Origin of the sequence: Pseudoalteromonas luteoviolacea CPMOR-1 (assembly GCF_001625685.1) — a bacterium.
In the GTDB taxonomy this organism is placed as follows: Bacteria; Pseudomonadota; Gammaproteobacteria; order Enterobacterales; family Alteromonadaceae; genus Pseudoalteromonas; species Pseudoalteromonas luteoviolacea_K.
Map to the genome: position 1 here is coordinate 1 of NZ_AUYC01000015.1, position 12,048 is coordinate 12,048.

A 12,048-nucleotide genomic window follows, 5' to 3' on the forward strand; every position below is an offset into this window, starting at 1 on the left:
GAAGCAGAGCCAGAGCTTGAAATAGAAGCTGATCCTGAATCAGGCCTTGAAAACCTCTTACATGATATTGAAAGCGTTGAGCCGCAAAATGTTGATGACATGCTTGAAGCATTGGAAGTTGAAGCTGATTTAGCTTCTCTTGATGAAGAGCTTATGGCTGAAGAGGTTGAAATTGATTTGGGGGATGATCCGCTGGGAGATGAAGTGGATCTTCTCAGTGAGGAGCCACCGTTAGAACAAGATTTTGTCACTCCCAGTGAGCAGTTAGAGAGTTATCCCGAGCTTGAGCTAGAAGAAATTGAAGAGCCTGATATTTCATTAGATGAAGCGCCACTTACCGAAGGGGTGAGTGAAGCCGAGCGTCAACTTGCTGAAAGTCTTGAAAGCCAGAGGGATCTGAACGCAGGTATTGATGGTGATCTAGAAGCTTCCTTTGATGATGAGTTGGACGACCTATTCGATGATCTAGACGATGAGCCTCTTGCCGAAGAGACGGATTTACTTGCCGTGCCGTCTTCGGATTTATCAGTTGAACATGATGAAGAGTTGGCTGTTGTAGAAGATGAATTAGATGATCTGGGTATTGATTTAGATACGCCATTTGATGAAGAAGCAGCCATGGCTGCAATGGATGAAGAGCTGCCTAGTGAGCCTGAACTGCAAGTAGGAAGTGAATCATCTGAACTACAAGATTTAGAAATTGATTTAGACACGCCATTTGACGAGTCTGCTGCGCTTGCTTCAATGGAAGCACAAGCGAGTGGATCTCTGGCAGTTGATGAAACCAGTATTTCTGAAACGGTGGAGTCAGCGCCAAATACAGGTATATCAGAAGCTGAATTAGAGCTAGATGTGAGTGCCGATCCTGATGCATTTTTGGCAGAGTTAGATGAAGTGGCTGAAGCTGAGAGTGAGGTTGAGCCCCCAGTCGATATTGATGAAAACGCCATTGAAGATGCATTCATGGCCGATTTAGAAGGGACTGATTTTGATGCCTTACTTGATGAGTATGCTGAGCCTGAAGACATAGAGAGTGCTAAGGAGCCTGAACTTGAGGTCGATTTTGATGCGTTACTCAGTGAAGATTTAGACGAACAGTTTGAAATCGAAGAAGAAGTGCCTCAAGAAACATCCTCTGCAATGCCGGAAGACTTTTTAGAAATTGAAGACTTAATTGCTGAAAGTGATGATGTATTGACTGTAGAGGAGCCTTATCAAGCACCTAATATGGATGTCGGGCTGGATGACTTTGAAGAGTTACTTGCTGGCGATAACCCCACGGATGTTGATTTAGAAGAAGGCGGGTTTTCAGCTAAGCTGGACTTAGCTCGGGCTTATCTTGAAATTGAAGATTTTGATGCAGCGGTTTCTGCACTTGATGATGTGATGGAGAATGGTCCGGCATCGGTGCAAGCGGAAGCCAGATTGCTAAAAGAACAAATAAAATAACAAAGACGACATAACAAAAGGGGGCGATATCGCCCCCTTCGCTTTAATTCCCTACGCCAATAGCATAAAATGCGCTGCTATAAATTAGTGAAGAGTTTGCAAGTGTATGCGTGTAGTACTAGGTATTGAGTATAACGGCGGCAATTACTCAGGCTGGCAACGTCAAAGTCATGTGAGTAGTGTCCAAGAAGAAATTGAAACAGCGCTTTCGCGGATCTGTAATCATCCGGTCGAAATTGTCTGTGCTGGTCGTACTGATGCTGGAGTGCATGCGACAGGGCAATTGGTTCATTTTGATACTGATGCTGAGCGTGAAATGAGTGCGTTTACACTTGGTATGAACTCTCAATTACCTGATGATATTGCCGTACGTTTTGCACAGCAAGTTGATGATGAGTTTCATGCTCGGTTCAGCGCAACGGCAAGACGATATCGTTATGTGATTTACAACCACACTTATCGCCCTGGGATCTTAAGAAATGGTGTCACCCATTATCATCATCCTCTAGATGAAAAGAGAATGCAGGCTGCATGTCACCACATGTTAGGTGAACAAGATTTTACCTCATTTAGAGCGGTACATTGCCAATCAAATACGCCATTTAGAAATATTCACCATTTACAAGTAGATAGGTTTGGTGATTATGTTGTGATTGATGTGAAGGCCAATGCATTTTTACACCACATGGTGAGAAATATCACAGGGTGTTTATTAGATATTGGTATTGGTGAGCAGTCTCCTGATTGGATGGCTGAATTATTGGCTATAAAAGATAGAACACAGGCGAGTGCGACGGCAAAGCCCAATGGTCTATATTTAGTTGATGTTGATTACCCTGAAAAATGGGGGATCCCAAAAATGTCTGTTGGTCCGCTATTCCTACCGGAAGTGGAGATTAAAAAATAATTATTACTTGGGCGCGGGTGAAACTGCATAAGCTATTTAATTATACGCAGTAACATTCCTTATACTGCGCATTAAAATCTCAGTTCCTCGTGCGTCTATTACTTGTTAAGACTACTAAGACCAGTTTTTTATACCGCTGTTGCCTTAAACATGTTTTAATTGGGAAAATCTGTCTGTGTGCACAGACTAATATACAGAATCAAGACAAGAGAGTTGCCAATGAGTTGGTTAGAAAAAATCTTGCCTAAAGCTGCTAAATCGGCAGGTAAGAAAGAGGTTCCGGAAGGTGTATGGGCGAAATGTACGGCCTGTGATTCCATCTTATACAAAGCTGAATTAGAAAAATCGCTTTATGTATGCCCTAAATGTGATCATCATATGCGAATTTCAGCGCGTGAGCGTCTAGAGCGTTTCCTTGATGACGGTGAGCTTGTGGAATTAGGCACTGAGTTTGAGCCGCAAGATGTGTTGAAGTTTAAAGACTCCAAAAAGTACTCTGAACGTATTACTGCTGCACAAAAAGTCAGTGGTGAAAAAGATGCGCTGATCGCGATGAAAGGTCGCTTGAAAGGCATGCCAGTTGCGGCAGTTGCATTTGAATTCTCATTCATGGGTGGTTCAATGGCATCTGTTGTGGGTGCACGCTTTGTTGCGGCTGTGAATGAGTGTCTTGAACACAATATGCCGTTAATTTGTTTCTCGGCTTCAGGCGGTGCACGAATGCAAGAAGCGTTATTCTCACTAATGCAAATGGCTAAAACCAGTGCTGCACTTGCAAAAATGAGCGAGCAAGGCTTGCCGTTTATTTCTGTATTAACTAACCCAACTATGGGTGGTGTATCAGCTTCATTAGCAATGCTTGGTGATATTAACGTGGGTGAGCCAAAAGCGTTAATTGGTTTTGCTGGTCCTCGTGTAATCGAGCAAACAGTACGTGAAACCCTACCTGAAGGTTTCCAGCGCAGTGAGTTCTTATTAGAGCACGGTGCGATTGATGTGATTATTGACCGTCGTGAAATGCGTGACTCTCTAGCACGTATGATTTCTAAGTTTATGGACTTGCCTTCTACAGAACAAGAGCATAGAGTAGCGTAAATTTTTCGAAATTGAGCTAGCTATGTCACACATCAAACCTAGCCAATCATCGAGCTTAGATGATTGGCTTTGTTATTTAGAGCAACTGCACCCTGCAAATATTGAAATGGGGTTAGAGCGGGTTGCTCAAGTCGCAAATAATATCCAATTACTCGATACGCGCAGTAAAATAATCCTAGTTGGTGGCACTAACGGTAAAGGTACAACCGCTCGCTGTATGGAAGCGATGTTACTTTCTCAAGGCTATTCAGTTGGTACCTACGCTTCCCCACACCTTATCCGCTACAATGAGCGCGTGCGTATTAATGGTCAAGAATTGGTAGACCAAGATCATGTGGACGCGTTTTATCAATTGGAGCAAGGCCGCGGCGAAACTCAACTGACTTATTTTGAATATGGGACGCTCGGCGCGCTGGCTCTATTCAAACGCTATGAAGTGGATTATGTGCTGCTTGAAGTGGGATTAGGTGGTCGTTATGATGCGACAAACATTGTCACGCCATATGCGAGCATTATTACTACCATAGACTTGGATCATAAAGAGTACTTAGGTGATACACGAGAGCTTGTTGGCTATGACAAAGCGGGTATCTTTAGGACTAACACTCCTGCGATCGTGGGCGATCTTAATATCCCTCATACTGTCACGGATTACGGTGATGAAATTAACGCAGATATGATTTTATCAAAGCGGGACTTTATCTTCACACCACTTGATAATGGTTTGCGCTGGCAGTATCAAGAGTATGATATGACGTTAGCACAGCCTGCTATTCCAGCTCAGAATGTGGCAACGGCGTTGACCGCGTTAGCACGGTTGAACCTGCTACCTGAACAGACCAAAATAGTTGAGATACTAGATAATTTAAAGGTTGAAGGTCGCTTTCAAAAACTCAGTGACTCCCCTCTAGTATACACAGATGTGGCTCATAACCCTGAGTCAGCACGTTATTTACGTACAAAGTTACTCGACTTAAAAAATCAGGGCTTTAAAATTAATGTCTTAGTCGCTATGCTTGCTGATAAAGACAAAGTCGCTGTCATTGATGAGTTGCGTGATGTTGTAGATCATTGGACATGTGCAGCGCTCAGTGGACCTCGTGCTGAAAGTGCAGAGAATATGCGTGCAGTGTTAGGGCAGGTACAGCAACATGATGTTGCAGCATATGAGTCTGTACACCAAGCACTTGATGCATTGTTACCGGCACAAGAAGCTAACTCAGCACTTATCATTTTTGGCTCATTCTTCACAGTTGCTGACGCCATACAGTATTGGAAAAAATAGAGAGTAAGATGTGAACTCAGGATTTGTAAATCGCCTCGTAGGTACCAGTATCATAGTGATCGCTGCCATCGTGTTTATTCCAAATATTTTGGATGGCGAAAAAGTGCATTACAAAGAGGGATTTCAACAAATTCCTGAGCGACCTGAATTTACGTCTATTGATTTGCAAGAGACGGTAGATGCACGTGCAGAATTGGCTGTGCAGCCCAAACCTGAAGTGATTGAAGATATTCCAGCTGATGACATGTCTGCGGTTGTAAGTGAGGAAGACCCATCGCCGGCGATAGAAGCCGCGGAGGAGAATCCAACCGAATCGGCTCAGACAGAGTCTACTGAGTCTGAGGCGCAACAAGTGGCAGCAGTACCCAGTGAGCCGCAAACTAAGCCTGAACCTAAGCAGCCTATTGAAGAGCAAATTACAGAGCCTAAGAAAGTGGTGGCCGCAGAGGTCAAAGCACTCAAGCTAGTGCGTCCAGAGAGTTCAAACTTTTCGAAGATGGCGTATGTAATTCAGCTTGGCAGCTTTTCTCACAAAGCCAATGTTGATGCGCTGACTGCTAAGCTTAAGCTCAATGGCTTTAAAACCTTTACCCGCCCCGTTAAAACCCCCAATGGTACGTTGACAAAAGTATTTGTTGGACCAGATTTAAATAAGCAAAAACTTGAAGCTAAGTTACCAGAATTAAAGAAGTTAACTAAGCTTAATGGCCGACTTACCCAATTTAAGGTTGCAAATTGATCTGGCAATTCTAGGGCGTGTCTTATAAAATGCGCCCAAAATTAACGACTTGTTGGTTATTATGATTTGGGTTGATTACGCCATATTTACAGTTGTCGGTATTTCTACCTTTTTTGGCCTAATACGCGGCTTTGTAAAAGAAGCTATGTCCCTTGTAGTTTGGGTTGGCGCATTCTTTATATCCAGTCTATTTTATCAATATCTATCCACTTTCCTTACCTTTGTTTCAGAACCCCTTTTAAGAAACGCAGCAGCAATAGCCATACTATTTGTCGCGACGCTGGTATTAGGTGGATTAGTTAATTTTATATTGGGTGAACTTGTACAGCGTACAGGATTATCTGGCACAGACCGTGTTGTTGGCATCTTGTTTGGTGCGATGCGTGGTGTATTAGTGGTCAGCGCCCTGTTGTTCTTTCTCGATGCTTTCACCAAAGCCCCAGATACAGATTGGTGGAAGGCGTCGGTAGTAATCCCTGAATTTGGATTTGTTATTGAGTGGTTTTTCTCTTATTTGGAGAACAATTCGAGCTTTTTAAATTCAGCAAACCGTTAATCGGCGAGGAATTTTTTAATGTGTGGTATCGTTGGGATAGTCGGAACATCTCCTGTTAATCAGGCTTTGTATGACGGCTTAACTGTTTTGCAACACCGCGGTCAAGATGCAGCGGGCATCATTACCATTGACAACAATACGTTTAGCCTTCGCAAGGCAAACGGCTTGGTAAAAGACGTGTTTCATACACGTCACATGAAACGACTACAGGGCAATATCGGTATTGGCCATGTGCGTTACCCGACAGCAGGCTCTTCAAGTTCAGCTGAAGCGCAGCCTTTCTATGTAAACTCACCATTTGGTATCTCATTAGCGCACAATGGTAATTTGACCAATGCAGCTGAGTTAAAAGAACGTTTGTTTACCAAGGCAAGACGTCATGTAAACACGACGTCAGATTCTGAGATCCTGTTGAATATCCTTGCTTATGAGCTAGGCTGCAGTGATAAAATGAAGCTGGATGCAGATGATATGTTCACTGCAATTGCGGCGGTGAATGCACAGTGTTCAGGTGGTTACGCAAGTATCGCAATGATCATTGGTCACGGCATGCTGGCATTTCGTGACCCGCATGGTATTCGCCCATTGGTATTTGGTAAGCGTGACACAGACAATGGGACTGAGTACATGTTTGCCTCTGAAAGTGTTGCTTTGGCCACTGATGGTTTTGACTTTGTACGTGATGTAGCTCCAGGTGAAGCGATTTATGTAACTGAAGATGGTCAATTCTTCTCGAAGATGTGTGCTGATAAAACCATGTTAGCGCCTTGTATTTTTGAGTTTGTTTACTTTGCTCGTCCAGATTCGACCATCGACAACATGTCAGTTTATGCGTCACGCGTGAATATGGGTACTAAGCTAGGTGAAAAGATCCAACGTGAGTGGGCTGATAAAGACATTGATGTGGTTATTCCAATTCCTGAAACATCATGTGATATCGCCCTCGAAATTGCCTCAGTATTAAACTTGCCATATCGTCAAGGGTTTGTGAAAAACCGTTATATCGGCCGTACGTTCATCATGCCAGGGCAAGAGCAGCGTAAGAAGTCTGTTCGTCGTAAGCTTAATGCCATTGACAGAGAGTTTGTTGGTAAAAATGTATTACTAGTAGATGACTCGATCGTACGTGGTACAACTTCAGCACAAATCGTTGAAATGGCGAGAGAGGCTGGTGCTAAGAATGTTTACTTTGCATCAGCAGCTCCTGAGGTACGCTTCCCGAATGTATATGGTATCGATATGCCGTCGGCAGCTGAGCTAATCGCGCATGGTCGTGAACTTGAGGATATCAATGCGAGCATTGGCTCAGATGGCTTGATTTATCAATCTCTTGAAGACTTAATTGCAGCGGTTCGTATTGAAAACCCTGAGATCAGTCAGTTCGAAACATCGGTATTTGATGGTCAGTACATCACAGGTGATGTAGATCAAGATTACCTAAACCGCATCGATGCACTGAGAAATGACTCAGCAAAATCAACGCGTGAGCAAGCGATGTCAGCGAGCTTAGAGTTACATAATCAAGAAACAGGCGAAGGCGAATAAGCAGCGCTTATACTCGAATATGTAAAAAGGGCGATGGTGAATACCATCGCCCTTTTAGTTTGATTTCGTTTTTAGGATAAAAGCAAGGCAGCGCGAATCACCACGCTACCCTAAGTAAATGTAGGGCTAATTATGCCATTCGTCCATAAAATCGCCGTTGCAGCAAGAATGATCACCAATAAAATAAGTCCACAGGTGACCATTGAGCTGGCGTAAATAAAGCCTCTCTCTTCGGGAATATGCATGAGAATGGGCACACCCGTGTAAAGTAAGTATACAGAGTAGGCGACAGAAGCGATGCCAACACTGACCACAAACCAGAGCTCTGGATAGATTGCGGCAATGGCTGACATAAAGAGCGGCGTTGAAGTATAAGCTGCCAGTTCAAGGGTTTGTGTGAATGTTGGTGCGGCGCCAAATGTCACAGCCATCCAATGTGCTAGATAAGCCAGAGCGAACACGCAGATGATCAGTGCAAAGTACATGGCGATTGCGATAAGCAAGGCACTTTCATGAGTGAGGTATACCGTATCACCCGCGCCAATTTTCCAACCTAGATGAACAGAAGAAACGTATCCCATAATACTTGGGATCAGGGCTATGACTATCATATGGGATAGGCTAAAGCTGGCATTTTCATGATGGTTGTCAATCGTCTGCCACTCCTCAATTGGGTGAGCATAGAGCCCCCACAAGTGGTTTAAAATCATACAAAGCCTCTCTTTGTTGTTGAGTGTTTTTTACACAACGTCAATTAACATATGAAATATTGGTTAAATTTTGTCAAGCTACTCGGGTTAAACGACAGGTGTAATTGATCCTAAACAATCAGCCATGTTATTTCCGCTACGCCAATTTTCGCTACGCCAAGATAGAGTGGCATGGTGAGTGTGTGATAGAATTGCGCCATTAGTTCGAAATACTTTGATGATGATGCTAGATAAATACGCAGATTTGCTCGCACCGATATACGAGTTCTTGGGCACATGTACACCCGACAGTTGGATTGAAGAGGCTAAAAAGCCTGAAAATTTGCAACGACTTCTTGTTGACCATATGCATTGTGAATTAAAAGCGGCGCAAAGCGCTGCGTTTTTAATTCGTAAATATGCAGTGGACAATCAGTCTGCAAAAACGTTGTTGGGCTGGGTAAAGCCTTATGAGGACTTTGTATATCGTAAAATAGGTGACGGCAAGTTTGCAGCGAGCAAAAACGAGTTAATTGGCAGCTTAACTGCAAAACCAGAATATGCCTATAACCAAGATATATTAGACAAAATGGTGCGTCTTATTAAAGAAGAGCTGCATCATTTTGAGCAGGTGCTTGAGATCATTCAGCAAAGAGACTTGCGTGTACAAAGCCTAAATGCTTCTCGCTATGCTGCGGGTATGATCAAGCATGTACGCACGTTTGAGCCAGCTGCGTTAATTGATAAGCTCATTATTGGCGCATTCATCGAGGCGAGATCGTGTGAGCGCTTTGCTAAGCTTGCGCCATTTTTAGATGATGAACTGGGGCGTTTTTATGTGTCACTACTGCGTTCTGAAGCCCGGCACTATCAAGATTATATTGAGCTTGCTGAGCAAGTCGCACAGGCAACAGATCCGAAACGTTTTGATGTGGCAGCGCGTATTGCCGAGTTTAAAGCCATTGAAAATGCGTTAATTGATACACCAGATGAAGATTTTAAATTCCACAGTGGTGTGCCTGTAGCGGCATAAAAACTTAATTAGCGACCCGCGCGTCTGCTCGGAAAGTGCTCTATTTGTCTGTGCTTTCTTGTTGATGCGCGATATGCCTTCTCGCCTTTAAATACAATGCCAAACCACAGCAATGCTGGCCAGTATAAAAACGATAAAATCTCTAAGTTTTCAAAAAAGCTATAACAGATAAACACCGTCATTAAACACAGTGCCGTTTGTGCTGTTTTAGAGTCTTGTGATTTCCATAAAAAGTAAATAAAGGTAAGCGCCATGGGCACGGCAAGGGCGATGGCGCCAACAATACCTTTGACAAAAAGCAGCCCATACCAGCTATGGTGAGATCCAATAGGCATACGCTCAACGAGTTTCGGCCCGCGTTCAACAATACCGTGCCCCCAAATAGGCGCTTCAGCCTCCCAGCGCTGTACAGCGATATTGGCTAACGCTTGCCTTACCCGCGTTGAACCCGGCCGCTGTTGCTTGACGGCTTCGTAAGAGTCCATCACCCATTGATACACAGGCTCACCGAGTAACAGTATCACGGGCACTAAAAAGCCGAGTAAAAATAAAAACCATGGCTCTTTGAATTTATCGCTGAACATCACCATAGGAAAAAGCATAATAAAAATGGCAATGCCCGCACGAGATTGAGAGAGTAGCAGCATGGCCCAGCATCCAGCGATGGCCCAGCGGCGAATGCGCGCGTTTTGCTCTTGCAGGCAAAATACCAGATAGATACAGGCCATAAACCCAGCCGCAGGGGCCCAAGGTGTGAAGAAGCGCCACCTTCCTGCACCGGTTTCTGGATTTATGCCATAAAAACTCACCATGAAAAAGCTTTCCCCAGGCCCGCCGATGACTTTTAATGGAGAGAGGAAAATATCGCCGGGTAAGCGACCTAAGTAAAAAATAAAAGAAACGACAGCAAAGATCAGAGTTTGTATGCCGATGATGCATACCGCGCGGATCACGACTTCTTTGCGAATTTGGATTAAATTCCCTATCAAAGGAAATAGCGCTAAAAGCGCCCATCCTTTCATCCAGCCGATGGATGATTTTATGGTTTTCCCTATGCCTAATGACCAATTAAAATGGGCAATAATGAGCGCCACCAGCATCACCAGCATGGCGATGATCCATAACCACACCATAGGGTTAACGCGGCTGTGTTTTTTATCAACCTCAACATACAGGCGGGTGATCACCATAGCAAATAAGATCCAGCCAATCACTGAACCGAGGACGTATAGTGTGCCGGTTAAAAAGGAAGGGTAGGTCAGCACTAAGCCAGCCCAGACGACGAATTCTTCTGAGCTGACAAACTCTTTTTTCTCTCCTGGCAGTGCTGACAGTAGTAGCATCCATTATCCTTTTGCTTTTGGCTTCTCTACAACGAGTGCAACGATTTCTCTGCGTTTGTTAACCATTAATATAGCAAGTGATGTGAAAATCATCGCAAAAAGCGCCGCAGCAATGGCCAACCCTTTTTTCGGACTCACTGCTTTGAAAGCCATTGAAGGTGGTGTCATAAGTTGCACAATCGGATAGGAAGCGAAGACATCGGCTTTACTTGCTTCTAAGCGCGCTGCTGCTGACGTGAATACGGCTTCTGCTAGGTCAAACTCGCGTTGAAGGCGTTCAAGCTCTGCAGCCTCACGTGCATATATTTTGATTTTTTCGTTTAACAACGTTTGTGCTTGGTTTAGTTCAACTAATTTTGCTTCTTTGCCTTTTTTAACAGCATAAGCGTTAATAAGATCTGCAAAAAGTTGCGCACGTTTTGGGTTGTTTTTTAAATCTAGTGAAGTGAATATGTGCGCTGCGTTTGGTCCCACTAAACCTTGCGAGCGGTTACGAAGTGACTGTTTTGAATATTCAAAGCGGGCAAATTCTGCTTTGACTTTCGGGTGACCTTCTCCCCAACGTGAACGATATTCGCTTAACTGAGATGCACTAGAAGTCAGCTCTGACAGATAGCCGCGAAACTCACTGTCAGATTGAAGTACAAATGCTTGGCCCGCCATAGCCGGAGACACACCCAAGTCTACACTCAACTGGCTGACATAGTCTTCACCTTGGCCGATCTCCGCTTGGATCATCACCATTTTTTCTCTAATTGAAGATAAAGTAGCGGTCTCTCTTTGCAATTGCTCAGCAGAAACAATGAGTGAGCGCTGTTGAAAATCAATAATGTTATTACGCGTTAGGTTTAGACGCTCACGATATTGGTCTAAAACAGCTTTGATGCTTTCATCGCGGCGTTTAACCTCATCAGCGCGTAAATGGTCGAGCTGTGCTTGTAGTGCGTCGTAGATAGCCCATGCTTTGTTTTGTGCAACTTGTGGTGAACTGCCGGTTGTTTCTACATTCAAAATAGAGGTTTGCTCGGTTAAGCGTACTTTTGGATTGCCAAACTCGCGACCTGTTAGATTCAATGTTTTAGCTGCGCTGTCGAGCAGGTTACGGCTCATGATCATCTCTTTGTAGTTCACGCGCGGGTTATACCCTTTGCCAAAAGGTGCACTAGTGGATGAAACCACTTGACCCACCTCGTCGATATTCACTTGGCTGTTTGCACCAGTACCCGGTAGTACAATGTCAAAATCACTTTTGAACGTAGGGGCTTTTTGCAAATAGGCAATCACCAACAAGGTAATAACAACATAACTAATCGCACACGCAGCTAAGTATGGTCTGTGCAGCCAACGATAAATCGTTGCTCTAAAGCGGCTGTATGGCGTTGTTACTTGAAGTGCTGTACCCATGAT

Annotated in this window: 11 protein-coding genes; 8 read left to right on the forward strand and 3 right to left on the reverse strand. The window is 44.1% G+C overall.

Translation table 11 applies throughout. From position 1 onward, the window contains the following. The 7 genes from N473_RS04655 to purF all read left to right on the forward strand — a co-directional run. Positions 1-1,449: FimV/HubP family polar landmark protein (locus tag N473_RS04655; RefSeq protein ID WP_331247994.1), on the forward strand; the 1,449-nt coding region annotated here is incomplete at its 5' end. Positions 1,450-1,555: 106 nt separating this feature from the next. Continuing rightward, complete coding sequence (truA, locus tag N473_RS04660) at positions 1,556-2,356, forward strand: tRNA pseudouridine(38-40) synthase TruA (RefSeq protein ID WP_039608471.1); 801 nt, start codon at positions 1,556-1,558, stop codon at positions 2,354-2,356. A gap of 219 nt (positions 2,357-2,575) precedes the next feature. Then, entirely contained in the window at positions 2,576-3,451 is an 876-nt protein-coding gene (gene accD, locus N473_RS04665) for an acetyl-CoA carboxylase, carboxyltransferase subunit beta (RefSeq protein WP_063366935.1), read from the forward strand. 22 nt (positions 3,452-3,473) lie between these two features. Then, on the forward strand, positions 3,474-4,736 hold the full coding sequence (gene folC, locus N473_RS04670) for a bifunctional tetrahydrofolate synthase/dihydrofolate synthase (protein ID WP_063366936.1): 1,263 nt from the start codon (positions 3,474-3,476) through the stop codon (positions 4,734-4,736). Positions 4,737-4,746: 10 nt separating this feature from the next. Next, entirely contained in the window at positions 4,747-5,475 is a 729-nt protein-coding gene (locus N473_RS04675) for an SPOR domain-containing protein (protein ID WP_063366937.1), read from the forward strand. Between the two features lie 61 nt (positions 5,476-5,536). Beyond that, positions 5,537-6,031: a CvpA family protein gene (locus N473_RS04680; protein ID WP_039608475.1), complete on the forward strand. Its 495-nt coding sequence runs from the start codon at positions 5,537-5,539 to the stop codon at positions 6,029-6,031. Positions 6,032-6,049: 18 nt separating this feature from the next. Continuing rightward, on the forward strand, positions 6,050-7,576 hold the full coding sequence (purF, locus tag N473_RS04685) for an amidophosphoribosyltransferase (protein ID WP_039608476.1): 1,527 nt from the start codon (positions 6,050-6,052) through the stop codon (positions 7,574-7,576). 110 nt (positions 7,577-7,686) lie between these two features. Here purF and N473_RS04690 read toward each other — a convergent pair whose 3' ends face one another. Continuing rightward, the gene (locus N473_RS04690; protein WP_063366938.1) at positions 7,687-8,286 is read right to left on the reverse strand and encodes a Yip1 family protein; all 600 of its coding nucleotides are present in this window, start codon (positions 8,284-8,286) and stop codon (positions 7,687-7,689) included. A 223-nt stretch (positions 8,287-8,509) separates the two neighbouring features. Between N473_RS04690 and miaE the strand changes: the two genes are divergently transcribed. Beyond that, the gene (miaE, locus tag N473_RS04695) at positions 8,510-9,298 is read left to right on the forward strand and encodes a tRNA isopentenyl-2-thiomethyl-A-37 hydroxylase MiaE (RefSeq protein ID WP_063367053.1); all 789 of its coding nucleotides are present in this window, start codon (positions 8,510-8,512) and stop codon (positions 9,296-9,298) included. 8 nt (positions 9,299-9,306) lie between these two features. On the opposite strand, the gene N473_RS04700 is transcribed toward miaE, so the two are convergent. Together N473_RS04700 and N473_RS04705 are read right to left on the reverse strand one after the other, a co-directional pair. Beyond that, the gene (locus N473_RS04700; RefSeq protein WP_046357912.1) at positions 9,307-10,641 is read right to left on the reverse strand and encodes an O-antigen ligase family protein; all 1,335 of its coding nucleotides are present in this window, start codon (positions 10,639-10,641) and stop codon (positions 9,307-9,309) included. A 3-nt stretch (positions 10,642-10,644) separates the two neighbouring features. Further along, positions 10,645-12,045: a GumC family protein gene (locus tag N473_RS04705; RefSeq protein WP_063366939.1), complete on the reverse strand. Its 1,401-nt coding sequence runs from the start codon at positions 12,043-12,045 to the stop codon at positions 10,645-10,647. Positions 12,046-12,048 lie beyond the last annotated feature (3 nt).

Bases quoted from the DNA above. Each gene is read 5' to 3' on its own strand.
- truA (WP_039608471.1), top strand. From the start codon at position 1,556: ATGCGTGTAGTACTAGGTATTGAGTATAACGGCGGCAATTACTCAGGC.
- accD (WP_063366935.1), top strand. From the start codon at position 2,576: ATGAGTTGGTTAGAAAAAATCTTGCCTAAAGCTGCTAAATCGGCAGGT.
- folC (WP_063366936.1), top strand. From the start codon at position 3,474: ATGTCACACATCAAACCTAGCCAATCATCGAGCTTAGATGATTGGCTT.
- N473_RS04680 (WP_039608475.1), top strand. From the start codon at position 5,537: ATGATTTGGGTTGATTACGCCATATTTACAGTTGTCGGTATTTCTACC.
- purF (WP_039608476.1), top strand. From the start codon at position 6,050: ATGTGTGGTATCGTTGGGATAGTCGGAACATCTCCTGTTAATCAGGCT.
- N473_RS04690 (WP_063366938.1), bottom strand. From the start codon at position 8,286: ATGATTTTAAACCACTTGTGGGGGCTCTATGCTCACCCAATTGAGGAG.
- miaE (WP_063367053.1), top strand. From the start codon at position 8,510: ATGCTAGATAAATACGCAGATTTGCTCGCACCGATATACGAGTTCTTG.
- N473_RS04700 (WP_046357912.1), bottom strand. From the start codon at position 10,641: ATGCTACTACTGTCAGCACTGCCAGGAGAGAAAAAAGAGTTTGTCAGC.
- N473_RS04705 (WP_063366939.1), bottom strand. From the start codon at position 12,045: ATGGGTACAGCACTTCAAGTAACAACGCCATACAGCCGCTTTAGAGCA.